The sequence below is a fragment of the Pirellulaceae bacterium genome, assembly GCA_029243025.1.
Taxonomy (GTDB): domain Bacteria; phylum Planctomycetota; class Planctomycetia; order Pirellulales; family Pirellulaceae.
Map to the genome: position 1 here is coordinate 54,326 of JAQWSU010000056.1, position 24,108 is coordinate 78,433.

At 52.0% G+C, this 24,108-nt stretch carries 27 protein-coding genes; 4 read left to right on the forward strand and 23 right to left on the reverse strand.

The features are described from left to right. Window positions 1–354: 354 nt before the first annotated feature. A complete protein-coding gene (locus tag P8N76_27630) occupies window positions 355–1,311 on the forward strand; it encodes an ABC transporter substrate-binding protein (GenBank protein ID MDG2385472.1) in 957 nt (318 codons plus the stop codon). A 115-nt stretch (window positions 1,312–1,426) separates the two neighbouring features. Here P8N76_27630 and P8N76_27635 read toward each other — a convergent pair whose 3' ends face one another. From P8N76_27635 to P8N76_27715, 17 genes are all read right to left on the reverse strand, one after another. Further along, window positions 1,427–2,713, reverse strand: a complete 1,287-nt coding sequence (locus tag P8N76_27635) for an oligosaccharide flippase family protein (protein MDG2385473.1) — start codon at window positions 2,711–2,713, stop codon at window positions 1,427–1,429. Between the two features lie 382 nt (window positions 2,714–3,095). Continuing rightward, window positions 3,096–3,341, reverse strand: a complete 246-nt coding sequence (locus P8N76_27640; protein MDG2385474.1) for a hypothetical protein — start codon at window positions 3,339–3,341, stop codon at window positions 3,096–3,098. A gap of 104 nt (window positions 3,342–3,445) precedes the next feature. Next, on the reverse strand, window positions 3,446–3,736 hold the full coding sequence (locus tag P8N76_27645; protein MDG2385475.1) for a hypothetical protein: 291 nt from the start codon (window positions 3,734–3,736) through the stop codon (window positions 3,446–3,448). A gap of 380 nt (window positions 3,737–4,116) precedes the next feature. After that, a complete protein-coding gene (locus P8N76_27650) occupies window positions 4,117–4,713 on the reverse strand; it encodes an ABC transporter ATP-binding protein (GenBank protein ID MDG2385476.1) in 597 nt (198 codons plus the stop codon). 71 nt (window positions 4,714–4,784) lie between these two features. Then, window positions 4,785–5,477, reverse strand: coding sequence for an ABC transporter permease (locus tag P8N76_27655; protein ID MDG2385477.1), 693 nt, complete (start codon window positions 5,475–5,477; stop codon window positions 4,785–4,787). Beyond that, window positions 5,477–6,427: a substrate-binding domain-containing protein gene (locus P8N76_27660; protein MDG2385478.1), complete on the reverse strand. Its 951-nt coding sequence runs from the start codon at window positions 6,425–6,427 to the stop codon at window positions 5,477–5,479. The genes P8N76_27655 and P8N76_27660 overlap by 1 nt, the downstream gene beginning before the upstream one ends. 48 nt (window positions 6,428–6,475) lie before the next feature. Further along, window positions 6,476–8,524 (reverse strand): prolyl oligopeptidase family serine peptidase, encoded by a 2,049-nt coding sequence (locus P8N76_27665; protein ID MDG2385479.1) that lies wholly within the window; start codon window positions 8,522–8,524, stop codon window positions 6,476–6,478. 178 nt (window positions 8,525–8,702) lie between these two features. Further along, window positions 8,703–9,050, reverse strand: coding sequence for a hypothetical protein (locus P8N76_27670; GenBank protein MDG2385480.1), 348 nt, complete (start codon window positions 9,048–9,050; stop codon window positions 8,703–8,705). A 157-nt stretch (window positions 9,051–9,207) separates the two neighbouring features. Then, the gene (locus P8N76_27675) at window positions 9,208–9,678 is read right to left on the reverse strand and encodes a CBS domain-containing protein (GenBank protein ID MDG2385481.1); all 471 of its coding nucleotides are present in this window, start codon (window positions 9,676–9,678) and stop codon (window positions 9,208–9,210) included. Further along, entirely contained in the window at window positions 9,675–9,893 is a 219-nt protein-coding gene (locus tag P8N76_27680) for a hypothetical protein (protein ID MDG2385482.1), read from the reverse strand. Before P8N76_27680 ends, P8N76_27675 begins: the two co-directional genes overlap by 4 nt. Continuing rightward, window positions 9,890–10,978 carry an FAD:protein FMN transferase gene (locus tag P8N76_27685; protein ID MDG2385483.1) on the reverse strand — a complete coding sequence of 363 codons (1,089 nt, stop codon included), beginning with the start codon at window positions 10,976–10,978 and terminating at the stop codon, window positions 9,890–9,892. The genes P8N76_27680 and P8N76_27685 overlap by 4 nt, the downstream gene beginning before the upstream one ends. Then, entirely contained in the window at window positions 10,962–12,185 is a 1,224-nt protein-coding gene (nqrF, locus tag P8N76_27690) for an NADH:ubiquinone reductase (Na(+)-transporting) subunit F (protein MDG2385484.1), read from the reverse strand. The genes P8N76_27685 and nqrF overlap by 17 nt, the downstream gene beginning before the upstream one ends. Further along, entirely contained in the window at window positions 12,182–12,790 is a 609-nt protein-coding gene (gene nqrE / locus P8N76_27695; protein ID MDG2385485.1) for an NADH:ubiquinone reductase (Na(+)-transporting) subunit E, read from the reverse strand. The genes nqrF and nqrE overlap by 4 nt, the downstream gene beginning before the upstream one ends. Window positions 12,791–12,794: 4 nt before the next feature. Next, window positions 12,795–13,421: an NADH:ubiquinone reductase (Na(+)-transporting) subunit D gene (locus P8N76_27700; protein MDG2385486.1), complete on the reverse strand. Its 627-nt coding sequence runs from the start codon at window positions 13,419–13,421 to the stop codon at window positions 12,795–12,797. Continuing rightward, window positions 13,421–14,203 carry a Na(+)-translocating NADH-quinone reductase subunit C gene (locus P8N76_27705; GenBank protein ID MDG2385487.1) on the reverse strand — a complete coding sequence of 261 codons (783 nt, stop codon included), beginning with the start codon at window positions 14,201–14,203 and terminating at the stop codon, window positions 13,421–13,423. Before P8N76_27705 ends, P8N76_27700 begins: the two co-directional genes overlap by 1 nt. Further along, window positions 14,193–15,422 carry an NADH:ubiquinone reductase (Na(+)-transporting) subunit B gene (locus P8N76_27710; protein MDG2385488.1) on the reverse strand — a complete coding sequence of 410 codons (1,230 nt, stop codon included), beginning with the start codon at window positions 15,420–15,422 and terminating at the stop codon, window positions 14,193–14,195. Before P8N76_27710 ends, P8N76_27705 begins: the two co-directional genes overlap by 11 nt. Before the next feature lie 6 nt (window positions 15,423–15,428). Beyond that, entirely contained in the window at window positions 15,429–16,775 is a 1,347-nt protein-coding gene (locus P8N76_27715) for a Na(+)-translocating NADH-quinone reductase subunit A (GenBank protein ID MDG2385489.1), read from the reverse strand. Window positions 16,776–17,133: 358 nt separating this feature from the next. Here P8N76_27715 and P8N76_27720 point away from each other — a divergent pair, with 358 nt between their 5' ends. Continuing rightward, entirely contained in the window at window positions 17,134–17,865 is a 732-nt protein-coding gene (locus tag P8N76_27720) for a DUF1080 domain-containing protein (GenBank protein MDG2385490.1), read from the forward strand. A gap of 73 nt (window positions 17,866–17,938) precedes the next feature. On the opposite strand, the gene P8N76_27725 is transcribed toward P8N76_27720, so the two are convergent. Continuing rightward, on the reverse strand, window positions 17,939–18,739 hold the full coding sequence (locus P8N76_27725; protein ID MDG2385491.1) for a lipase family protein: 801 nt from the start codon (window positions 18,737–18,739) through the stop codon (window positions 17,939–17,941). A 271-nt stretch (window positions 18,740–19,010) separates the two neighbouring features. Between P8N76_27725 and P8N76_27730 the strand changes: the two genes are divergently transcribed. After that, the gene (locus P8N76_27730; protein MDG2385492.1) at window positions 19,011–19,376 is read left to right on the forward strand and encodes a DUF2237 domain-containing protein; all 366 of its coding nucleotides are present in this window, start codon (window positions 19,011–19,013) and stop codon (window positions 19,374–19,376) included. A gap of 4 nt (window positions 19,377–19,380) precedes the next feature. Here the strand turns inward: P8N76_27730 and P8N76_27735 are convergent, their stop codons facing one another. Further along, window positions 19,381–19,974, reverse strand: a complete 594-nt coding sequence (locus tag P8N76_27735; GenBank protein ID MDG2385493.1) for an HAD family phosphatase — start codon at window positions 19,972–19,974, stop codon at window positions 19,381–19,383. Between the two features lie 181 nt (window positions 19,975–20,155). On the opposite strand from P8N76_27735, the gene P8N76_27740 reads away from it, so the two are divergent. After that, window positions 20,156–21,424, forward strand: a complete 1,269-nt coding sequence (locus P8N76_27740) for an NAD(P)/FAD-dependent oxidoreductase (GenBank protein ID MDG2385494.1) — start codon at window positions 20,156–20,158, stop codon at window positions 21,422–21,424. 30 nt (window positions 21,425–21,454) lie between these two features. Here the strand turns inward: P8N76_27740 and P8N76_27745 are convergent, their stop codons facing one another. The 4 genes from P8N76_27745 to P8N76_27760 are packed head-to-tail and all read right to left on the reverse strand — an operon-like array spanning window position 21,455 to window position 24,107. Then, window positions 21,455–21,844, reverse strand: a complete 390-nt coding sequence (locus tag P8N76_27745; protein MDG2385495.1) for a thioesterase family protein — start codon at window positions 21,842–21,844, stop codon at window positions 21,455–21,457. A gap of 22 nt (window positions 21,845–21,866) precedes the next feature. Next, window positions 21,867–22,838, reverse strand: coding sequence for an alpha/beta hydrolase (locus P8N76_27750; protein MDG2385496.1), 972 nt, complete (start codon window positions 22,836–22,838; stop codon window positions 21,867–21,869). Window positions 22,839–22,872: 34 nt separating this feature from the next. Next, window positions 22,873–23,112, reverse strand: coding sequence for a hypothetical protein (locus P8N76_27755; GenBank protein MDG2385497.1), 240 nt, complete (start codon window positions 23,110–23,112; stop codon window positions 22,873–22,875). Between the two features lie 2 nt (window positions 23,113–23,114). After that, window positions 23,115–24,107 carry an FAD binding domain-containing protein gene (locus P8N76_27760; protein MDG2385498.1) on the reverse strand — a complete coding sequence of 331 codons (993 nt, stop codon included), beginning with the start codon at window positions 24,105–24,107 and terminating at the stop codon, window positions 23,115–23,117. Window position 24,108 lies beyond the last annotated feature (1 nt).

Genomic DNA, 24,108 nt, shown 5'->3' on the forward strand with positions numbered 1-24,108 from the left:
TAACTCAATCGCAAACCCGGCTTAACATCATCCACCCTGGCAATAGCTATTAAGCAATACAACGCCGGCCCCCAACTGGCCAACTCTCACGCACGCTTCGACCGCCGGCCATCCCCTTGCATGTTTACTTTTAAACATTCGTGCAAAAACATCGAGCGTAGGGATGGCCTGTGCGATTGGTCACAACCCCATGAGTGGCGTTTCCTGATTTCTCGAAAGCCGAGTAACGCCCAGGTTACCTCGCCAAGAAAGCGTAGGTGCTCGCGAGCAGGCAACACCATCGCTATCTAAGTTCCCTGAATGATCGGTGCCCGTCGCAGTCGTCCCGCTAGACGCGTTCGACGTTGCGAGGCATTGAGCCGATTACCTGCTGTCGTCAACTACATATCCAGCCCGACGTTGGAGGAAGGTCAAGCGGGCACTCTGGCTGGATTGCAGGAAGCCGGTTTCGTTGATGGTGAAAACCTTAACCTCCAATTTTACAACGCAGAAGGTGATCGACCGACCGCCATCCTCATCGCAAAAGAAGCGACCTCAGGTACTTTCGATAGGGTGATCACGCTTTCAACACCAGTGCTTCAGGCGGTTGCTGGATCCAATCAAGACACGCAAATGCACCACATATTCACCCTTACCACAGATCCCTGGGGCGCCGGCATCGGTATTGATCGCGAAGCCCCATCAAAGCATCCGCCCTATATGACAGGTATTGGTACACTCCAACCCATTGAGGCTGTTCTCAGGGCAGCCTTACAGGCAAACCCAAAGTTAAATCGAGTCGGCGTGGTCTGGAACCCCGCTGAACCCAACTCCGAAGCCTCCACGATAAAAGCGAGGGAAGTCTGCAAGAAATTAGGGATTGAATCACTCGAATCGACCGTCGAATCCTCAACCGCAGTGCTCGATGGGACGAAGGCATTAATGGCTCGCGACGTGCAAGCATTCTGGGTCGGTGGAGACAGCACCGTTTCAGCTGCCTTGGACACCCTCATTGCGAACGCCCGCGACGGGGACGTACCGGTCTTCACGAGCATGCCTGCCGACATCGAACGAGGCGCCCTCTTTTGCTTAGGAGCTGACTACGAAACAGTGGGGCATGCCAGCGGTTTGATAGCCGGCCGTGTCCTAGCAGGCGCAGATCCGGCACAAATTCCGGTCGAGAATTATGCACCGGAAGAATTTGCAATCAATGCAGTCGAAATCAAAAACTTCCAGCCAACTTGGAAATTCCCCTCAGATTGGCGCTCCCGGGCCCAGACGATTGTGGACTCGCGTGGCGTCAACGAGCAGCTCACCAATCCCAATCAATAAACAGCTACCATCGGCCGTTTTTCGCACCGGCTACCAACTGCATCAGGTCGGTACACGGAATCACTCAGGCTTCGTTCGATCTGCAGAAAGCCCGAATCGCCGTTGAGCATCATGCTCAGTCTGCACTGATTCGCGTCAGTTCCTGTCTCGCCAAGACAGCCATCATCAAGTACATCCCGATCACAGGAATCGCGTAAGAGACCGCGGCCCCAGTTGCACCAAACCAATAACCTAGTGGCACACAAAATAAGACGTGGATCAATACAGTCAACGTGGTCGTAATCACAACCAGTTTTTGCCGATGAAGATATTTAAGGAAGGCGGGGGTGAGTGAATTCATCGTCCACACACTCGAGGAGACCGCGACGACACACAATGCAGCATATCCTTCCACAAATTCCTCACCAAACATGGCGAGTATTTGCTTGCCAAAAAAGAAGGTTGCACTCAGAAACAACAAGGTGATCGACCCGATCCACAGCCATCGGACTCGCGCTAAATGCTTTAATCCATCCAGATCTCGACGCTCGAGCAACGTGGAGACATTCGACAGATACAGCTTGTCAGTCGATTTAGCTACGATCCCAATGAACATGCCGGTTTCCGCAGCAACAGAATAGATGGAAACAATCGCTTCATTCTGAGCAACGACCTCGAGTATGATCACCCCGATCTTCGCCAGCACGCTAATCAACAGAGCAAAATATAAGAAAGGCCAAATACTCTTGAGCCACTCACTATTTTTGAACACAGGGGTCGCGTTCAGTATCTCTTTCCGCGTTGTACGTAAAACAAGACAGTAAACCGCGATGACGCCTGCCAACCACCCCAAGCCGTAGCAAATACCGCCGGAAGTTGCCGTCAGTGTGAAGCGAGATTCGATCCACAGCAGGGCAAGTAAGAGTGTAACCCCCGGAACAAGCAAACGAGTTACAAAACCGGATCGAATGGCCGCTTGATTCGCAGTGACAAATTCGCTTCCTGCACCGACCCAAGCCATCGCCGGCAGAAACAGCAAAACAACGCCCAAGGCATAATTCCCAAAAACTCCGTCCCTTGAATATTCCCAAACGGCTCCGATTATTGCCAACGAAAGGCTCGCGATCAAAGTCCAACGCATACTAAAACGAAGATAGCCGCGAGCTGCGGACCAGTCGTGACGTTCGCTATATGCCGGCATGATCCTTAACGCATACTTTCCAGTGCCCATTTCTGCCAACGTGGCCAGAATGGCTGCAAACGATACAGCCACGGCGTAATTGTCATAGCCATCTGCTCCCAATCCACGTGCCAAGACGATCGCCGTCGCATACGACAAAGCAAAAGAAAGCATCGAAAACACTAACAACCAAACCTTTTGTCTTCTCTGAATTCGCCGCATGTTCGCCAAATCGTTTGCCATCTACTTTATCGCTGCCTGGGATGTTCATCAAAAAGAGGCTTCAACGCAGGTTAACCGGCCATGATCGTACTGCCAATTCCCCTAAGCTTTCGAATAAGTTAACAAACGAACGGCCTTCTTCGTACTGCAATTCCAGCACCCTACCAGATTACCGTTTTCCTCAACGATCACAAAAACCAAATTGTGAGTGCTCATCAACCTCTTTTTTGCTAGAGCACCATCAGAGGGAAAACAAAGTCACAAGATCAGCTGTAAGCCATGCGGTGGGCTAACCGAAGGATTGCATCGATAAAAAGTCTTTCATGGAGTGCTTAAGATAATTCAAGAAAATCCAGCTTTACGTGTGACCATCACGAAAAATCAGCAAACTCTTCTCCGACGACTACAGGGTCAAAACCTCTCGCAGGCGACGAAGCACCCGTGACTTTGCTTTACGAACAGCCGCATGAGTCATTCCTAACTCCTCTGCAATCACATTGGCCTGCTGACCGTCAATGGCCGTGCGATAAAAGGCAAGCCAACTACGAGGCTCGAACTCTAACTTCACGCGTTCGATCATCGCAGTCAAATCTGGATTACATTGAGTGCTTCGTTCATCTTGCTGTTCCGCACTTACCATTGTAGTCAACTGCCGACACGGAATTTGGCTGAGTACTTGTTGATGCGTTGCCCCCCCAACCGCATTCACACGACGCGATTTTCGTCGAAAGTAATCGCGAACTTTATTCTGGGTTATCGTGCGCAACCAACCGCAAAACTGTCTCCCTTTTGATTGAAGTGAAAACGACTAATTCCATTGGCGACCGCCCGAAAAATATCCTGTTGCAGATCCGGTACGTCATCACGAGCAACATTCATTTGATGACACCAATATCGAATCAGTGGACTGTAACGACGCACCAACTGCTCCCAAGCGTCCAGCCGAGACTCTTTAACGGCATCGATCAATTCGTAACATTCGCGGGAAAAGTGCTGCGGTGCTGGGTGGTCTCTGTCACTCGTTGACGCTGAACGATTCAACATAAAGTTTCCCCCTAACTGGCTCCAGAACACGGAATACAAGACAGCTTTCCGCGCGGCGTTCACTTCGATATTCGCTCCGCTTTGCAGCGGGAATCAAGAGCAAGCATCACTTACTCTTAACGAGGAATCGTTCGCGTTAATCCTGCAGGAGAAACAGCAGGCGAGTTGCCCAAATAGCGGCTTATCTTGTCACTTAATCAGGCATCTGAACGACCAGAATCTACCGAGCCGATCTTTCGCCGACTCCAAGCATCCTCAACAAACCATTCGCATCGGAAATCGTTTTCTTGTTAAGAAAACAGATTCCCACCCAAAAAAACTTTGGCTAACGGCGGAGAGTCGCCAAGATGGGTCCTATCGCAATTTGACCGGTGAATGAGTTAGCTTCGTGCTTGACTTTCCAAGTGGATTTCTCGTGTCGTACACCCGACGGGGAGTTGTGTCGGCGATGCAATTAAGATTGTGCATTCCGACATTTCTTCCAACACAGTCGCCACTGCGGCGACAGCTGTCTCATCCAAGTCGGCGAAGGGTTCGTCTAGCAAAGCCAACCGAGGCTGAACGATGAGACCACGAGCGATCGCGACGCGTTTTTTCTCACCCCCAGAGAGTCCGCTGACAGGACGATTCGCAAGATCGCTTAAAGCCAATCGATCAAGCCAATGCTGCTTTCGCTGTTCACATTCCGGTTGGCTGACGCCTCGTGCTTTCAAGCCATACAACAGATTGGAGGCAACGGTACCGCGAAACAACAATGGATCCTGCTGCACATACACTCGCTCTCGCCAAGCAGCATCAAGCGAACATTCGCCCCGATAGTCATCTTCGAGTCCAGCCAAAAGACGAAGCAAAGTCGACTTACCGGAACCGTTAGCACCGCGAATGGCGACTCGCTCACCCGTTCGAACGAACAGATCTGGTATCGCACAAATTGTACGACCCTCTTTCTGCACTCGCAGTTGCTTGATGGTAATCATGAGAGGCTGAGACCGTTGGAAAAGGTCAGTTTGAAATTTAAGACGTAAGAATTCAGGCAAGCTCAGATATCTCAGTCCTCCTCACGACTGAGCAGAACAATGAAAAAGGTGACTCCCATTGCAATCGTTAATAAGATGAGGCTCATCGCCATCCCACGTCCAAATTCTCCCTTTCCGGTTTCCAACGCGGTTGCTGTAGCCAAAGTGCGAGTTCGGTCTTTGATATTGCCGCCCACCATCATTGCAATGCCTAATTCGGTAACACATCTCGAAAAGGCAGTTAACACAGCCAAAACTACTCCCACGCGTGCTTCAGAAACGTAGGTTCCCCAGCGACGGAATCTATTCGCTCCAAGGGTCCAAGCAGTTTCGCTAACCCGGGGATCCAATGATTTGATTGCACCGTGTGTAATCGAAACAATCATCGGCAGAGCAAGTAGAAACTCCCCCCAGACAATCACCCAAGGTGTGTACAGGAGTTCCAAAGGTCCCAAAGGTCCCCGACGAGAGAAAAGAGCAAAACAGACAAGCCCGACAAAAACGGTCGGAAACGCCATGCATGACCGACATCCTACGACCAACAACCGTTTACACGGGAAGTTCACACGAGCCAAACCGATTCCGAGAGGTACCCCGATAAACGTTGCCACACTGACCGCAAATACCGAAATCCAGAGACTCCGGAATGCGGCATCCAAAACCGCGGAATCCAAATGGATCAGCAATCGAAACGCTTCACGACTTCCGTTCCAAATTAAGTCCATCAAAGACTCTTTGTTCGAGGGGAAAGTCTTAACGGATAAAAAAGCGACTCTCCAGCAACCCGATATTCAAGAATCTGCTCTTGAACATCGCGTGAAATCATAAAGTCAACAAATCGATGAGCCACCTTACTGTTGGTACCCACATGTTTTTCAGGGTTAACAACCATGATTCCATACGGATTCTTCAGCAACTCGGACGACTTGATTAAGGGCACCAATGCAAGCTTCGACTTGAACCGCAAATAGGTGCCCCGGTCACTCAATACATAGGCGTTTAATTGATCCGCCATCACGAGCGTCGCTCCCATCCCTCGGCCAGTCTCGATGTAATCTAACCAAGACGGTACTTCTCCCGAATGCTTCCAGAGCTGAAGCTCTCGCTGATGCGTACCGCTTCGATCTCCTCGAGATACAAATGGATGTGCACCGCTGGCAATCGCCTTCAAGGCCTGAACAGGATCGAGTGAGCCGATTTCGCTAGGATCGTGCTTCGGCCCCAACAACTCAAAGGTGTTGTACATCACTTCTTCGTATCGACTACCATGCCCAGCTCGCATAAATGCATCTTCCGCTTCGCGGGCATGCACCAACACAACATCTGCATCACCCGTTTCACCAAGTTTCAATGCAGCTCCCGTACCGACGGCCACAACATCCACCCGGACTGAATTTGCTTTTTCAAATTGCGGGATCAAAACATCCAATAGGCCGGAGTCTCTGGTACTTGTCGTAACAGCCAAACGCAGTGCGGCCGTCGTTTCAGCTCGTGGCTCACATCCTCCACAGAACCCGGTAAGAGCTGCCAATAGAAGCGACAAAAAATTCCGTTCGAAACGACAAACCGCAACCATTCCACTCTTTCCAACAAGCATTTCAACGTGAATCACGGCGGCAATCAACCGCAACTCGGCTACCTGGCCAATCATGACGCAGTGGGGAAAGATGTTCAACCCATATCAAAGCACGACGATCCATCGCATGAACTTGAACGAACGATGCTATTTAAACCGCCAATCTTCATCAAAGAAGTTCGCCTCGACGATTTCCCCCGGCCACAGCGAATTTGCAGAGGTTTTGAAATCGACCACCGCCCAGTCGGGTAGCTTTGGCACCTGCCTCGCATTATTCAAATACGCATAGTCGCGATAGGTAAAACCGCTATTGAGTACGATGTACTTGTGAGGATTCTTCGGATTTGGATAGATCAACACAGGCGCGTGCGTCGTGGCATCATAACTCTTTCCGTCCAGCGTTAACTGCTTGGCAGTCCATGTAACAGGCAACCGATCAATCAGGGATTGTAAAATCAAATTACTTTGGGGATCACCAAACAAAATCAGATGACTCGATTCGATATCTGCAGCGGTAATCTCATCATCTCGCTTGACGACCGCATCGCCCCGAAAATGTCGTCGCCACTCCTTCACGAGCCGATTCATTTCGGATTCTGACCAATTCGCCAACGCGTCTGAGTAGGATTTCCCTGTCGGTCGAACGATCACAAACGAATCCATGAAGGCATCGTCGATCGGCCCTTGCAATCCGTGACGCTTTCGCAAACCAGAGTTTTCCAACGAACCTTGCTGCCACTGAACGCCATCCCAACGGAGATCACATTCCCAGGATTGATCACTCCCAGGGCGGTCGGTCAGCAGGGTTTGTCGAGTGACCTGTTCTGCTGAAGAAGATCCGGTCGTCTCCAGTACAATGGTCACTGGACGATCCGCAGCGAAAGGACTGTGGCCGGCAGGAATTCGCAGTTGGCACCCCGTAACGTTATCCATCTCCAACGCAATTCGATTCTCAGCCGGCAAAATACGCCCTGTCACCCTTGCTGGCTCCCAGTGTTCGGCCAGGGAGGTCAACGTCAACCAGAAATTGCGATTGTACTTGAGCGTGTAGGTGGTAAATCGAATTTCCTGAGGAAGCTGAGGGCGGCCCCGTTCAGCGATCTGGGCAAGCTTACTTTCGATGATTTGCATCGAATCCGGATGAATGGAATGCTTGGTTGCGGGGCCAATGACATGAGTCAGGCGCAAGCCTTCATCGGCTAATGCCTGTTCCATGATATCGGCGGCCTGTTTTTGGATATCGAATTCACCACTGTAGGCAATGGTCGGCAATTGAAACAAATTCGTTGCATACCCGGTGCAATCATACATTTGCCACAATTTTTTTTCGTACCAAGTCGGCCGCAGCGTCTCTTGCTGAAACGACTTGAGAAACTCCGGGGTTTCCGAAAAGCCGGCCCCCGGATTGGCGGCAAAAAACATGTCAGGATAGTGGACTGCCATCTGCCAACAGCCGGCCCCTCCCATAGAAAAACCGCGAACGGCAACACGATTGTCATCTACACGGTATTGCTGTTTTGCATGTGCCAAAGATTCGAGCACGTCCACTTCGCCGGCAAATTTAAACGCATTGCAATAACGGCCATACGGATGAAGCACGATTGTATTTTCCGGTTGACAGCGTCCGATCTTCGACATCCGCTCTGCAATGAACACGGATTCGCTTGACCGTTCACCTCGACCGTGAAACCACAAATCCAAGCGATACCGATCGTTTCCAGCTTCGCGATATGATTTGGGAATCACAAGACCATAAGGCTGTACCGTTTGATCGATTCTTGATCGATAACCTCGAACAACTAAGCCCGTCTTTTTTGTCCAAGGAGCCTTACCCGCCAACAACGCTTCGGCCCGTTGCTGTCCCTCACGAACGACTCGCATTGCATTTTCCACATCGGTTTTCGAAAAAAACTCACGATGCCGCAGTCCTTGCTGAACGGCTCGTGCAAAGATCTCCACATCGGGCAATAACTCTAAAGGCGCGTTCGGGAGCGTTTGCAACTTTTCAATGGCGTGCTCCAGCTTGGAAAGCTCCTCGGCCAACCGGTGACGGTCTTTGGCCTCAACCGCGACGCCCATCGGCGGCACAGGCCGGACCTGATCGGGATGATTATCCTTCACCCCATCGGCATGGACTGCCGTTACACAAACACCCAAGAGGAAACTTAACAGTACGTAGTGAACGGTATTTGACATGACTTGCTTAGATATGTTGAGAAAGCTGTTCTGAAATAACAGCTGGCCAGTTTTTAAATGACAGCAACTCAGTGTCCTACAACCCTGGCAACTTAGCAAGTGATTTTGGTCACCAAGCGTCGATTCACAATGCATTCTTTAGATTTGACGTGTAGTGAGCCGGCAAAGACGGACTCGATCAACCGTAAGCAGCCGGTCGATCAAATCCCCAACTCGCGGCGAGTGCATCGGCCGCTTGCTCTACATCAGAGATAGTCCCCCAACCTCCGTTCCGTAGGTAGGCATGCGCGAACTCATGAGCGATCACGTACAACGCGAAAGGCTCAGAGCAATCATTCAGGTTCTGCCTCAAGACAACACAACGGGTTACGTGCTCACCAGGCCCTGGCGAAGGTACGAGCAGACTCCAACCTTTGCCGGGTTCGTAGTTGTCCAATTCAACTCGAAAACGTTGATCGTCCAGAAAATCACGCTGTACTTCGGTCGGCAGTGCGTTGAGAACGAACAACACTCGTTGATGTAACAAATCGTGATTCTTAAAAGCTTGCAGATAGGCGGAAAAGATGACGCATCTCCTTTTGCTTGCTTAACAGCAACACGCTTGCTCAAACAAAACATTTCTCTGACTCGGCCATGTCAAGCGTTAGATATCCCGTGGAGCAATAAGATGAAAGACTCTTGACCTACTGAAACGGAGATTCATCCGCGTCGCGTAACGCACTCAAATAGAGCATTGCAGCGGTGTGATCCTGGGTCGGCTCAATCAAGCGAACGACACTTTCGAGCACATCCCGTCTGCTTATTTGCCCAACAAGCTTACCTTCAGTCACGACCGGAAGGCGTCGAAACGGTTTTGTCTGAAAAATTTGCACAATCGAGAGGATGCCCATATCTTCCGCAACGGTCAATGGTTTGACATTCATGTAGGAGCGAACTTTTGTCGAGGGCAAATTTTCATAGACTGCGTCAATTAAGGCCGTCATGAGATCCTTCTCGGTGAGAATCCCTTCCAACGTTGCGTGCTCATCGACAACCGGCGCACCCGATATCTTGTGCCGCATCAAAAATTTGGCCGCATCATGCAGATCCATGTCCTGACTGAGTGTGAAGATCTTTGATTTCATAATGTCGCGAGCGACTCGTGGACCCGTCATGTCACTTCTCCATCGGCTTGGGAAACCGTTTCGCTCTCACGATCACATTCGCGAGAGAAACGCGTGCAAAGGTCACAGGAGACACCATCAATCTTTGCATCGCCTGTTGCATACCGACTGCAAGGCTGCAAAGGACGACGGCGCATAATGACTCCGATCATCATGCCAACGATGGAAATCAGAAACAAAACAAAACTGAACAAGAAGATTTTCATCGGTCTACTTTAGTTTCCGTCTCTTTTTCAAATCGGCTTGTCATTCGTTGCACGAATCCATCATCCGTGCGCACGAGAAACATTGCGGCCAAGTTTTGCGACTCGGCAAATTCACTTGCCAGGTCCGCACCCATGATCATCATGGCCGTCGCCAACGCATCCGCTCGAGCACACGAACGGTCAAGCACCGTTACCGACGCCAATTGATGCTCGACCGGTCGACCCGTACGCGGATCGATTAGGTGCGAGTAACGTTTTCCGTCCTCGACAAAGAAATTGCGATAATCACCCGAGGTAGCCAGACAACTGTCTCGCAGGCGAAGAACCAAAGCTATCATGCGATGATCATCCTGCGGAGCTTCTATCCCAATCGACCAAGGGCGCTGTTTGGCATTCAAGCCACGGGTTCGAATTTCTCCACCTATCTCTATCATATAGCCTTTCACACCGTGTCGATCCAGTATCTCGGCCAAACAATCCACGGCAAATCCCTTGGCGATGCCTGAAAGGTCGAGTTTCAGGCCCACTGCCCGCTTTCGAAGGGCCGGAGGATCGGCACGAACCGCGATTTGTTCGGCTCCGACCCACTGCCCTGCCGCGTCAATTTCGGCCTGAGTCGGTGTACGCCGTCGACGTGGATCCGGGCCAAAATTCCAGAGCTCAACCCAAGGGGTCACTGTTGGATCAAAGGCCCCTTCCGTAAGCCGATGAAGAGCTAGAGCCATTTTCACAACTTGAGTTGTCGGCTCGGAAACGTCGATCCACTCACCCTTTTGCGCACGATTAAAACGTGAAATTTCAGAATCCACGCGATACGTCGACATCCAATCATTGATTTGTTCGAGCTGCGCTTCGACTTCAGCGCGCACCTGTGTTAACACCAACCCGCTCGGTAGACCCGATAGCTTGATGGTGTAAGTCGTCCCCATGGTAGGCCCGTGTAGCACGGGTGAGGTCCGTACGGATTCGCCGCATCCGCTACAGATCACAAACAGCCCCAAAATGACGGGAGCTTTCAAGTTGGAGAACCAGTTTCTCAAGTCTGCCCAGCCATACATGCTGTCTCGCTTAGCCACCGAAATCATCAAACGCAATACTCTCAGGCTCAACCCCTAGATCTTCGAGCATCTTCTTCACAGCGGAAATCATCATTGGAGGTCCGCACATGTAATACTCGATATCCTCAGGCGCGGGATGATCTTTCAGGTACTGTTCTAGGAGAACCTGATGGATAAATCCGACGTAACCATCCCAGTTATCCTCGGGCAGAGGTTCCGACAGCGCGATGTTGTATTTGAAGTTATCGAATTCTCGTTCGATTTCTCGAAAATCATCCGTGTAAAACAACTCCGTCAAACTCCGACCGCCATACCAATACGAAACCTTACGATCCGTTTCCCCACCTCGAAACAAATCAAAGATATGGCTTCGCAAGGGCGCCATCCCAGCACCGCCACCGATGTAGACCATTTCGGCTTTGGTATCTTTGATGAAGAACTCACCGTAAGGGCCTGAAATGGTGACTTCATCACCCGGCTTAAGGTCAAAGGTATAAGAGGACATTTTCCCTGGTGGCGTACCTTCCGGAGCGCGGGGTGGTGGAGAAGCAATGCGAACATTCAACATGATCACACCTTTTTCCCCCGGATAGTTGGCCATGGAATAGGCACGCACGACAGGTTCGTCAACGGTGGAGACGAAACGCCACATGTTGAATTTATCCCAATCAGATCGGTACTCATCCTCTACTTCGAAGTTGGCATATCGAACTTCGTGAGGTGGTGCTTCGATCTGGATAAAGCCACCCGACTTGAAATCAACCTGCTCCCCCTCGGGCAATTCCAACACAAGTTCTTTGATAAAGGTGGCGACGTTACGATTAGATCGAACCTTACATTGCCACTTCTTCGTCTCAAACACTTCCGGTGGAACTTCAACTTTCATATCGTGCTTGACAGCGACCTGACACGATAATCGAACACCCTCCCGTGCGTCCCGATTGTTGATGTGAGACTTTTCGGTTGGCAAAATCTCGCCACCGCCCTCCGCCACGACAACCTTACATTGCGCACAAGTGCCACCCCCACCGCAGGCGGACGAAACAAAGACGCCATTATCCGCAAGACATCCCAATAGTTTGCCACCAACGGGAACACTGAGTTCCTTTTGACCGTTGACAACAATCTGCACATCGCCGCTAGGCACGAGAATCGAGCGAGCAACGAGGATGACAACGACGAGCATCAGTACGACACTCGTAAAAACGACAACACCGAGCCAGACGGCGCTCATAGTTTGATTCCCGAAAACGCCATAAACGCTAAAGCCATTAGACCAACCGTGATAAAGGTGATCCCCAAACCACGCAACCCATCAGGCACATTACTGTATTTCATTCTCTCCCGAATTCCGGCCAGCGACGCAATCGCTAGTGCCCAACCGAATCCGGAGCCAAAACCGTAAACCACGCTCTCGGTAAACGTGTAATCTCGCTGGACCATGAACAGGGTCCCACCAAGAATCGCGCAGTTCACTGTCAAGAGCGGCAAAAAGATTCCCAGCGTGTGGTAGAGCGAAGGAGAAAACCGATCAAGTGCCATTTCTAGAATCTGCACCACGGCCGCAATCACCCCGATGTAGCAAATCAAGCCGACGAACGTCAAATCAACATCCGGGTACCCGGCCCATGACAACGCGCCTTCCTGTAATAGATATCCAAAAATCAAATTATTTGCAGGCACCGTGATCGTTTGAATCAGGATGACGGCGGCACCCAAACCGATCGCCGTTTTTACATTTTTGGAAACGGCCAAGAAGGTACACATGCCGAGAAAAAAGGCCAGCGCCAAATTCTCAACAAAGACTGACTTCATAAAGAGACTTAAAAGACTTTCCACCGTCCTACTCCTGTTCGACCTGGTCCGGACGCCAAGTCCGCAAACCCCAAATAATGAGCCCAATCAAGAAGAACGCGCTGGGCGGCAACAACATCAATCCATTCGGTTGGTACCAACCACCGTCTGAGACTCGTTTCAAAATTTCGATACCGAAAAAATTCCCGCTTCCCGTGATTTCTCGAATGCTCGCCACGACCAACAGAATTGCGCTGTAGCCGAGCCCATTTCCCAGGCCATCCATGAAACTCATTTTCACATCGTTCTTCATTGCAAATCCTTCGGCACGACCCATCACGATACAATTTGTGATGATCAGCCCGACAAAGACCGTCATCTGCTGCGACAGTCCGTAGGCAAAGGCCTGAAGAATTTGACTCACAAGAATCACTAAAGATGCAATTACCGTCATCTGAACAATAATTCGAATGCTGCTCGGAATCTGACTGCGGATCATACTCACAACCACATTCGAACCTGTCACGACAACGATCACGCAGATACTCATGGTCAAAGCAGTATCCATCCGCGACGTGACCGCGAGTGCCGAACAAATCCCCAACATCTGCAATGCGATCGGATTGTTGTTCACAACCGGATCCATCAGCACATCAACTGGTTTCGTGGCAGCCATTATTGAGCCACTCCTTCCGCACGTAGCCGGTCCAAATATTTTTCAAAGCCCTGCGGGCCGAGCCAATAGTGAATCATGTTCGTCACACCATTCGCGGTGATGGTGGCTCCCGAAATACCATCAATCCGATACTCAGCATCCGGGCGCTTCATATCAACCATTCCCTTGATGACTTTGAGCGACAAATCACCATTTCCGTCGTAAACATGCTTTCCAACCCATGAATCTTGCCACTGGACGTTTTCAATTTCACCGCCTAGTCCGGGTGTTTCACCATGTTCGTAGAACGTAATGCCACGCACCGTTTCCGCATCGCTGTCCAACGCCAAATAGCCGTACATCGTTGACCACAGTCCCTTGCCCCGAATCGGCAAGACGATTTGGTCTAGCTTTCCATCTTGATTGACAAGGTAAACAATCGAATCATTCTCTCGTCGACCAATCCCCGTGACATCTTCAGCAACGGGTATCGCAATGCTTTTCGCCGGGTCACCCGCAGCTCGCCGTTGATCAAACTTCTGAGGGTCGATCTGGTCCTCTGGCACATATTCTCCTGTATCCAGATTGACGACACGAGTCTCAATTGCCTTGACCGCTTCCTCGATCGGAACGTCCTCTTGATATAACCCGGTCAGCTCCAAAATCGTCTTTTGACGATCACGCTCTTTGTTCATCACCTGTCGAGGATGCAAGCCGACAGACGCTGCCGAAACGAGCAACGAACAGGCGATGCAGAGCACCGTCGCGACGATCAATGTGTGACCAACGGAATCACGCGACATTGCGGGCCACCCTTCGTTTCACATTTGCTTGGATAACAAAATAATCGATCAAGGGTGCCATCACGTTGCCAAATAAAATCGCCAACATGACGCCCTCGGGATAGGCAGGATTGATCACTCGAATCAAGATGCTCAAGACGCCGATGAGAGCCCCGTAAAACCAACGCCCCGTATCGGTCATCGCCGAGGATACCGGATCGGTCGCCATGAAGACCAAACCGAACGCATAGCCTCCGACAACAAAATGCCACCATGGGGGCATTTGAAACATCGGATTCGTATTACTTCCCACCAACCACAACAGTGTGGAGAATCCCATGGCAGAGACTAACATCCCAGCCATGATCCGCCAGGAACCAATCCCCGTCGCAATCAGAACGGCGGCACCAAACAGACACGCCAGCGTGGAAGTTTCGCCCATCGACCCAGGAATCAGACCCAAGAACGCGTTCCACCAAGTGACATGAATCCCTTCCGTAATCGCTTCCATCCCCGTGCTGACGGGGGCCGTTGCCAGCGCTCCTAACGAAGTCGCACCGGTGTAACCGTCGACGGCGGTCCAAACCGCGTCTCCCGAAAGATTCGCCGGATAAGCGAAGAAAAGGAACGCCCGAGCGGTGAGTGCTGGATTTAAAATGTTTCGACCCGTTCCGCCAAAAACTTCTTTTCCAATCACGACACCAAAACTCACACCAATCGCCACCTGCCAAAGGGGCACCGTAGGTGGAAGAGTCAACGGGAACAGCAAACCCGTTACCAGGAACCCTTCATTGACTTCATGCTTCCGAACGCAGGCAAAAAGAACTTCCCAGAGCCCGCCCACCGTCATCGTGACAAGGTAAACCGGTAAAAAGAAAACCGCACCGTGCAATATATTGTCGATGAGGCTGTTCGAATCGTAACCGACTCCCAGTTGGGCAAGCAGCTGTCCTCGCCATCCGGCCACCGAGGTCAGCCCTTCCGCATCCATCACTAAATTTGCTTGATAACCCGTGTTAAAAAAGGCCATGAGCGTGCACGGCAACAGGGCAATCACCACAATCGACATGATTCGCTTCAAATCCATCGCGTCGCGAACATGAGGCGACCCTGAAGTGCGATCGTCGGGTGAGTACAAAAATGTATCGAGCGCCTCGTAGAGCGGATAAAGCCGACTAGCTTTTCCTCCCTCTTCGAACAAGGGAGCAACTCGATCCAGTAGCTTTCGCAGCGGTTTCACGTGTCCCTACCCCTCCTTCTCGATCTGGCTGAGACACTTTCGTAGCATCGGACCGTAGTCATATTTCCCCGGACATACGAAGGAACACAAAGCCAAATCCTCTTCATCCAACTCCAGACAGCCTAACGCGGCCGCCTGCTCCAGATCCCCAATGATCAAGGAACGCAACAAATAGGTCGGCAATACGTCGAGCGGAACAACTTTTTCATAGGCACCAACGGGTACCATCGAACGAGGACTTCCTTCCTGTGACGTCGTAAACGAAAACTTTCGTTCCCCCCGTCGCGCGGCCGAAGCGTAGACATTCTTCACCGAGAACCGCCCTGAACCGGGGAGCATCCACTCAAACAGTACTCTGGGACGACCCTCCGCCAAGACGCTGATTTGTTGGTGAAATCGACCAAGATATTGTTGAGGACCAGCAGCTTCGCGACCGGACAACACCGATCCCGATATCAAACGCACCGACTCTGACTTCAATTCATCCACGACAAGTTCCGGGACGCATGCGCCCAATCGAGTTCGGATCAAGCGGGGCTCGCGGGCAGCAGGCCCGGCTAAGGAAATTACTCGATCCACTGCAAGACTGCCGGTAACAAAAAGTTGTCCGATCGCAATCACGTCCTGATAGCCGATCGACCAAACCGTCTTGCCCAGGCTGACCGGATCCAGGAAATGGATATGAGTTCCGACCAGTCCCGCGGGATGTGGCCCAGAAAAACGTTCAATTTGAACCCGACTTGTTTTTGGATCCGGAACTTCCGACTTCTCACCCAGACAGACAAACGTCTTACCCTCCGTCAGCACGGAGATAACCTGCAAACCGCGTTGAAAATCGCCCTCTCGCTCGGCAATGATTACGCTCGCATCGGGAGCGAGCGGATTGGTATCCATGGCAGAGACAAAAATAGAATGGGGCACGGCATTCGGCGATGGTACGGCACTGAAGGGCCGGGTTCGAAAAGCGGTCCACAAGCCCGATTCGACAAGGTTGGCGCGTACTTCGTCTTGGCCCAACTGCGTCATGCCACGGTCGGCGTAAGAGGCAAATTCGATCTCTTTATCACCGTCTAGCTCAATGACCAACGACTGAAAGTGGCGTTTTGCTCCGCGATTAAGCTCCAACACTCGGCCGGAGCCGGGAGCAGTGAACTGCACACCTTCTACATTTTTATCTTGAAAAACTGGCTGGCCTAACTTGACCCGATCTCCCACCCGAACGAGCAGTCGTGGCTTCAGCCCTCGATAGTCATCGGCAACAAGCGCAACGCGGCCGGATGGTCGTCCGGAGTCAATTTTTTGACTCGGAGCCCCTTCGATTGGGAGGTCCAATCCCTTACTTATCTTGATCATCTTCGGTCCGTGGAGGTCGTTTTTTTCACTGCCGCTACGGCCCGCCCATGTCAGATGACAACGAAGCTGAGCACTCAAATCAGGTCGATTCTATTTCGACTGGCACCGGCAGGCCCCTCTAAGAAGGGCGGAAGACCGATACATTGTACTTGTTTTTGTTGGGGTGGTAAGGGCAACCAGCTCACCACCCCCCAACGGTCTCCAGCCGGCTTCCCGCATTCGGGTGCGGTAATTCTGCCAAGAGGGGTTAGCGCTTGCGTGATTCCTCTGCCCGTTGCGACTGGAACCTTCTAATTCTGCCGATTACAGTAGCGGGATCGAATTCACCCAGCCCTCCCTCCTACCGTTTTGGTCATCTATGAAACGCATGCTGCTACTCAACGCATTTATCGCTTGTTGCTTGGCGAACCACGCCAACGCCCAGCACTGGACTCCACTCTTCCCAGGAAACACTTTAGCCGGTTGGACAACGCAGGACGGTAAACCAGTCAAATCCGGCTGGCAGAATTCCCAGGGCACCGTTCGGCTCGACCCGTCAAGCGGTCGTGGCGGCAACATTATCACCGATCGAGATTTCGGCAATTTCGAGCTCGTCTTCGAGTGGAAGAGTTCCCAAGCTGGCAACAGCGGGATCAAATATCGCGTCAAGAAATTCGACGGACGAATTTTGGGCTGCGAATATCAAATGCTCGACGATGAAGCGTTTCCAACGCTCAATCCGAAGCAGAAAACGGCTTCGCTCTACGACGTTTACGATCCGCAATTCTCAGGCAATCTGCACCCCTATGGACAATTCAACCAAGGTCGGATCGTGGTATGCGGTAATCGGATCGAACATTGGCTCAATGGCCAATTGGTCACGCGAGCATGCGTTGGATCGGCCGAATGGAATGCACGAATTGCCAAGAGCAAATTTGCCGATGTCGATGGATTCGGGAAAAACAAATGGGGGCGAATCATGCTAACCGACCACAATAGCCAGATCGAGTTTCGTAACGTGTTCATTCGCGAATCGACCGTTCGCAGTCACTCCAGACCAAGAGCGAGCATTTTCAAGCGTCGCTTGCTTTCATTCGGTCGCTGCCGCTAAACCACAACTCGCATCGCTTTAGCCAGAGTTCCAGCCTGATCGCCAGAGATCGCCGATCCAACCGCGAATCGGCTTACATCCCAGCAATCTGCTCGATGTAGCGATCGATGGGATGATCGCTTAGATAATCCACACGGAATCGCAACGATGAATGAGCGAGCCCTCGCAAACGATCAAACGTTCGCCTGATTCCTTTCAGATTAGCGAGCTTTCCGGCCGTGTTGATGTAAAGCTCCTCAGCAGCATGCCGATAGCCAAACCAAGCGGGCGGAAGGCGAGGGACGATGTCATTGTTGTTGACCCAGCGATAATGCTTGATATCGCAATAATTGATATAACGTCGGTCCCCGACCCGCGGGCTTCCAAAGGTGTAAAGACCGCGTGGCATCGAAGAAACATCGGACAGAAAACAACGTCCTGCACAAATTGTCGCCATCGCACCGCCCAAAGAATGTCCCGCGAACCACAAGGGCTTTTGCTTACCGGCGATCGCTTGCTCAATTTGCGGCCAGATATCATCCGCCTCGGATTTGAAGCCTCGATGGACACGTCCCACCGTTTCAGCCGCAACGGTCAGCACATTCACATCGGCCTTCACATCGTTGACTTCGTCGGGCTCCGTACCCCGACAAACCACGATCAGATCAGATTCATTCTCCAAGCAATACGCCTGGGCTCCGTCTCGATCGTAAAACTCAACCTGAGTGATACCAATATCTTGGACCATACACTCGACATCGCCTCGCTCAAAATAGGAAACTTTTGCTAATTCAGCAAACAACAAAGAGGCCTCGAGTAAATCCATTTCACTCACTGGCCGGTTCGACTGCGATCGAAACTGATAGCCTTGAGTGGACGAAACCATATTTGCCATCGGTGTCTCCTCGGTTTGGACATGCCATCTAACAACACATCGGTTGGTGTCTCTCCTTTAAACTTCCAAACTGGATTTGCGTCAAGCACAGAATGGATCGCTCAAGAACAACGAGTGCTCGGCTGGCCATGAAAGAATTCACCAATCGCATGCGGTCGCGGGTGCAAACCCGATAGCGACTTACCCGAATTCCCATGCGCCTTCGATCCGGCTACACTGTTATCATCGACGACTCCCCCGGAAGAAATTTGAGGCAGACGAGGAACCACGCATGAGCCAAGCGACAAATATTTTCGGCCGACCTCTCGAAGTCTGTTGCACCTCACCGATGACAGGTTTTTATCGCGATGGTTGCTGTAACACGGGCCCCGGCGACCTGGGGTTGCACTTGGTCTGTGCAAAAATGACGGACGAATTCCTCAAATTTTCAGCCGATCAAGGCAATGACCTGATCACGCCCAATCCGATGGCGGCCTTTCCCGGACTCAAAACGGGGGATCGCTGGTGCCTGTGTGTCCAACGCTGGAAGGAAGCCCTCGCAGCCGGCGTGGCGCCTCCCGTGGTACTCGAGGCCACACACATATCAACCCTAGAATTTGTTGACCTCAGCGATCTTGAGTCGCACACGGCCGATTAGCGGATCAAGCAATGATGATTGAACGACGAACGAGCTCCTCCCGAACCCCGTGGTGATCGTCAATCAACACGCTGTCCATCCCAACTGCTCGGGCCGCTTCGACATTTCCGAGACGATCATCGACAAAAAAGCATTCGTTCATGGGAATCTGCAACTCGCGTTCAACCACCCGATAGGACTCTGGATCCGGCTTACGAAATCCCGTCTTGCAGGAGACAAACGTCCAATCGAGATACCGGGAGAGCTTGAGTTTGTCTTCGATTATTTCGAACCAGATAGGATAATTCGACAAAGCATGTATCTGGAAACCTAACCCATGCAACTCAACCATCAACGCCTGCATTCCGTCAAGCCAATCATAAGCATCATGCAAACATTGCCGTAGTTTCTGCGGATCGACAGAGCGTCCATCGCGGAAAAACTGATCACAGAATTGTTGTTCATCGATCCGACCTTTCTCAAACTCAATCCAAGCGGTCGGATCCACCTCAGCTCGAAGTTGCTCCAAAGACATCTGAAAAAAACGGGGCATGGCCTCTAAAAACGGTTCGGTAACCAGGGTTCCCATGACATCGAAGAGTAGTAGAGGACGTTTCATCAAATGGGTTTCCAGTTTGCTGGTTGTTCGGATTTTGGCATCATGAGGCGGGTTTCCCCTGCTGTCAAGCCACGCCAATAACGATTCAAATAACAGAAGCCGTTCGCTACCGATCGTTTTTTTCGACTAGATCCCCGCTGGCAACTTAGACGCCGGCAACTTAGAAACCGTCCCCTCCGCCATGCCATCCGCCACTCGATTCGCACCCACCTACTCGGAAGTCATCGTGATTGGCGGAGGCGCCGCCGGCTTGCTGGCTGCAATCGCAGCGGCTGAACGCGACAAACAAGTCCGGCTGCTCGAAAAAAACAGCAAAGCGGGTGTGAAAATCTTGATGTCTGGGGGGACTCGTTGCAATATCACCCAGTCAACCGACCGACGCGGAATCGTGACTGCCTTTGGCGAGCAAGGTAATTTCCTCCATTCAGCCTTGGCTGCTTTGAGTCCGGACGATCTGGTCGATCTGTTTGAATCCGAAGGAGTTGCCACCAAAGTCGAGTCAACCGGAAAGATTTTCCCAGTCAGCGATCGGGCGGTCGATGTTCGCGACGCACTCCTACAACGACTCCACCGATCCGGAGCTCAACTTGATTTAAATTCAGCGGTCAGCAGCTTCAACCCGACGGAAGATGGCTTCGAAATCAGCTCCGCGGCGGGCCAGTTTCACTGCCAGAAATTAATTCTAACAGTTGGCGGACAGTCATACCCGGAGTGTGGAACGGCCGGTGACGGCTATGCTTGGGCAAAATCCATGGGCCATGCAATCGTACCACCTCGTCCCGCGCTCGTCCCAATCACGACCGATTCAAGCTGGATTCACGAGCTACGCGGCGTAACGATTGAAGACGTAAGCCTCACAATTGGGCAGCCTTCTTCCGATGGAAAGCAAAAACCGATCGCCCAGCGGCGTGGCTCAATGGTGCTAACCCATTTTGGGTTATCCGGTCCGGTCGTCTTGGATATCAGCCGCGTAATCACGCGCGCCGACAACCGTAAGGACCTCATTTTGAACTGCGACTTCCTGCCCCGCTTGTCAGCAAAGGAAACAGAACAAGAGTTAGAGCGTTTATGTCGCCACGATGGTGGTCGCCTTGTTCACCCAACACTCTCAACCCTCTCGCTGCCGAAACGATTGATTGAACAACTCATCATCTCAGCAACGATTCCCAGCGAACGCCGTGCGGCCGAACTGTCTCGACAAGAACGCGGTCGGTTAATCCGTGCGATAAAGGCAACAACAATCGATATCGCCGGCACGCTGGGATTCAAGAAGGCGGAGGTCACCGCAGGCGGCGTGTCTCGCGATGAAGTTGATTCGCGTGACATGCAGAGCAAATTGGTCGCTGGACTATATTTGGCTGGTGAAATCTTGGACTTGGACGGACCGATTGGTGGCTACAATTTCCAGGCGGCCTTCAGTACGGGCTGGCTGGCGGGCAATTCAGTCTAGTCTGCCGGCCGGGAATTCTCCCCCACCTCTTCACTCGGACAAGCTCATCCATTCAGGGATGCGCTGAACGGCGCCCTCACGATTCACGACCGCAAGCGTGATCTGAGCCTGAGCCAAAGGTTCATCATCCCGAAAAATCAAATATTCATGTTCGATTTTGGCCGCTGTAACTCGTTTGACGTGCGTTTCAATCTTCAAAACATCGTCGTACCGCGCGGGGCGTTGATACTTACAAAGTGCCTTGACCACAACGACCAACAATCCTTCCTCTTCCATGCGGCGGTAACTTCCTCCTGAAGCCCGCAACAATTCGGTGCGTCCTAATTCGAAGTAGGTAAAATAATTCGCATGATGAACGAATCCCATGGGATCAGTTTCGTTATACCGAACACGAATTTCGATAGCGTGTGACGTCAGCATAAGAGTTCCTGGCCAGCAACGATTAGATAGGCCGACGTTTTTGTTCCGAAACAAAATAGCCGTTGCGCAGAAACATCAGCACGGCCTCACGAACCGGCTTTTGATCCATGATGAAGGTGTGCATGGCGAGAACAACGAGAAAATCGCGAGCCCCCATCAATTTGGTCTCTGCGACACTCACGACCAAATCATCGGGCCCATCGATCAATGGATTGCCATCCTGGGGTTTGTTGACGTCACCCGCAATAACTCCAAATTCCTGTTTCGGCGTGGCAAGCGTTTGCTGCACGAGATTCCATTCACGAGCAAGTTCAGATCCGCTGGTGCCAACCAAGAAATGAAACAGACCGATGTTTTGCATACGTTCTGCCATTTGGGCACCTCCATTGGGCGGAGCCAACATGACAATCCGCCCGACTCGAGGCCCCACATGAGGCGATCGCGCCTGCAATTGATCGTGAAGATAGCGACGAATCACCAGATTCCCAAGGCTATGCCCGACGAAGTCCACTTGTTTCACTTCATCGAGCCCCGAGATGACATCCTTCAATGCTTTGGCGTGGGCGGCAATCCCATCGCGAGTGCTCGCATAGGAAACATTTACCACGTCAACATCGTCATTGGCTTTGAGGAATTCACCCAGTCCTTTCATGGATTGGCGGGAGCGTCCCAGCCCGTGCAAGGTGATCACAACGCGAGGTTTTAGCTTGGCAATCGGCAGCGAGCCGCGAAGACGATCAAATTCTTTCCGGCAGTGCTCGAAACTCCCCCAAGCTTGCCGACGATTTTGTTCGTCGAGTAAGCGATGATGCCCGGTGATCACGTAACGCTGAATACGCCACCCCTGGAAGACCAAATGGTCCGTCCATAGTTGCTTGCCTCCCAGCGTTCTGCCTGGCGCCGCCTTCGGCCGGGCTGGGTTTTGAGCGGCGCAGGTTGTCACCAATCCGTGGAACAGAAAAGGCACGACGACGAGCAAACCCAGTCGCTTCACCGCTAAGTTCCACGACCATGTGCGAAATAACTTGCTAGGGTCGAGCGACGAAACAACCTCGTCCTTCCGTGCACGCCTGGCGAACCACAACTTCTTCGTCGGGCCCGATAACATGCTGTGTTTTGTTGCACCAGCAGTTGTACCGGTGACCACCCGCTTCGGTGGGGTCAATCGGATCAGGATCGCCTGTGACATAGATTTCCTTGCTGCGAAGGTGCATGCAGGGGGGAAGCTTTACGATCTCAAGATTATCAAATGAACGCTGGTAAGACATCGTCAAAATCCTCCCGTATCGAGTCCGGCGGCCCGCAAAATCGCACGCTGCACGGCAACCTGGGCCAGTTGAACTTTGTATTCGTTTTCCGACAGTGGCATCGCATCCCTTACAGCGGCCAGGCCAGCCTGCCTGGCAGTTTCTTGATTGACGGGTTGGCCGGTCAACACGGCTTCCGCCTCCGCAGAAATCCAGGGGGTCGGGGCCACTTGTCCCATCACGATACGAGCATGCTGGACAACGCCGGCAGCGACCGCGAACGTAGCGGCAGCGGCGGCCAGCGGAGCGTCCGGACCTTCGCCCTGCCGAACTTCATAGGAAGCACTGAGCTCTCCCTGATCCTGTGGCAAAATCAGATGAGTCAGTAACTGATTGGGCAACAAACTGTTCTCTCGTTCCGTCTCGCTGCCTGGCGTTTGAAACAATCGTTCCAATGAAACGATCGACTCATCCTCCGGGTTAGGGCCCAAAATCCGGACTTGGGCCTGCAGCGAGATCAGCGCTGGCGCCAAGCGTGAGGCATTGACAAATTTCGCAGCGCCTCGATTCCCGAGAATCGCATGAAAACGATTATCACCTTGCACAACAGTCCTACCGCCATCGGCCAGCAAACCATGACCATCTCGGAAGTACCAGCATTGAGGGCGACGGAGCAGTTCACCGCCCAGCGTCCCCTGCGCTTGCAACTGCAGGCTATTGATCCCCTGGATTGCATGCTTAACCGCCGGGTAGGGATCGGTCAGCGAGCTGCCAAGAAAATCGTCCAGGTTTACCCCCGTCCCAATCCAGAGATTGCCCAGAGGATCGCGGTCAACGGTGCGAATGGAATCAATTCGCCCAATGTCAACCACACGCTGCGGTGTGACGACCATGCGTTTCATTAATCCGACCAGATCCGTCCCACCGGCTAATAATTCAGTGTGCCCTGGCTGCGATGAAAGCAACTCCAATGCTTCCGCCTCAGTTTTCGGCTGAGCAAATTCAAAATTCTTCATG

What these genes read in the sequence shown, in the direction of transcription:
- P8N76_27635 (MDG2385473.1), bottom strand. Translation starts at nt 2,713, where the DNA reads ATGGCAAACGATTTGGCGAACATGCGGCGAATTCAGAGAAGACAAAAG.
- P8N76_27645 (MDG2385475.1), bottom strand. Translation starts at nt 3,736, where the DNA reads ATGTTGAATCGTTCAGCGTCAACGAGTGACAGAGACCACCCAGCACCG.
- P8N76_27650 (MDG2385476.1), bottom strand. Translation starts at nt 4,713, where the DNA reads ATGATTACCATCAAGCAACTGCGAGTGCAGAAAGAGGGTCGTACAATT.
- P8N76_27655 (MDG2385477.1), bottom strand. Translation starts at nt 5,477, where the DNA reads ATGGACTTAATTTGGAACGGAAGTCGTGAAGCGTTTCGATTGCTGATC.
- P8N76_27665 (MDG2385479.1), bottom strand. Translation starts at nt 8,524, where the DNA reads ATGTCAAATACCGTTCACTACGTACTGTTAAGTTTCCTCTTGGGTGTT.
- P8N76_27675 (MDG2385481.1), bottom strand. Translation starts at nt 9,678, where the DNA reads ATGACGGGTCCACGAGTCGCTCGCGACATTATGAAATCAAAGATCTTC.
- P8N76_27680 (MDG2385482.1), bottom strand. Translation starts at nt 9,893, where the DNA reads ATGAAAATCTTCTTGTTCAGTTTTGTTTTGTTTCTGATTTCCATCGTT.
- P8N76_27685 (MDG2385483.1), bottom strand. Translation starts at nt 10,978, where the DNA reads ATGATTTCGGTGGCTAAGCGAGACAGCATGTATGGCTGGGCAGACTTG.
- nqrF (MDG2385484.1), bottom strand. Translation starts at nt 12,185, where the DNA reads ATGAGCGCCGTCTGGCTCGGTGTTGTCGTTTTTACGAGTGTCGTACTG.
- P8N76_27700 (MDG2385486.1), bottom strand. Translation starts at nt 13,421, where the DNA reads ATGGCTGCCACGAAACCAGTTGATGTGCTGATGGATCCGGTTGTGAAC.
- P8N76_27705 (MDG2385487.1), bottom strand. Translation starts at nt 14,203, where the DNA reads ATGTCGCGTGATTCCGTTGGTCACACATTGATCGTCGCGACGGTGCTC.
- P8N76_27715 (MDG2385489.1), bottom strand. Translation starts at nt 16,775, where the DNA reads ATGATCAAGATAAGTAAGGGATTGGACCTCCCAATCGAAGGGGCTCCG.
- P8N76_27720 (MDG2385490.1), top strand. Translation starts at nt 17,134, where the DNA reads ATGAAACGCATGCTGCTACTCAACGCATTTATCGCTTGTTGCTTGGCG.
- P8N76_27725 (MDG2385491.1), bottom strand. Translation starts at nt 18,739, where the DNA reads ATGGCAAATATGGTTTCGTCCACTCAAGGCTATCAGTTTCGATCGCAG.
- P8N76_27730 (MDG2385492.1), top strand. Translation starts at nt 19,011, where the DNA reads ATGAGCCAAGCGACAAATATTTTCGGCCGACCTCTCGAAGTCTGTTGC.
- P8N76_27735 (MDG2385493.1), bottom strand. Translation starts at nt 19,974, where the DNA reads ATGAAACGTCCTCTACTACTCTTCGATGTCATGGGAACCCTGGTTACC.
- P8N76_27740 (MDG2385494.1), top strand. Translation starts at nt 20,156, where the DNA reads ATGCCATCCGCCACTCGATTCGCACCCACCTACTCGGAAGTCATCGTG.
- P8N76_27745 (MDG2385495.1), bottom strand. Translation starts at nt 21,844, where the DNA reads ATGCTGACGTCACACGCTATCGAAATTCGTGTTCGGTATAACGAAACT.
- P8N76_27755 (MDG2385497.1), bottom strand. Translation starts at nt 23,112, where the DNA reads ATGTCTTACCAGCGTTCATTTGATAATCTTGAGATCGTAAAGCTTCCC.
- P8N76_27760 (MDG2385498.1), bottom strand. Translation starts at nt 24,107, where the DNA reads ATGAAGAATTTTGAATTTGCTCAGCCGAAAACTGAGGCGGAAGCATTG.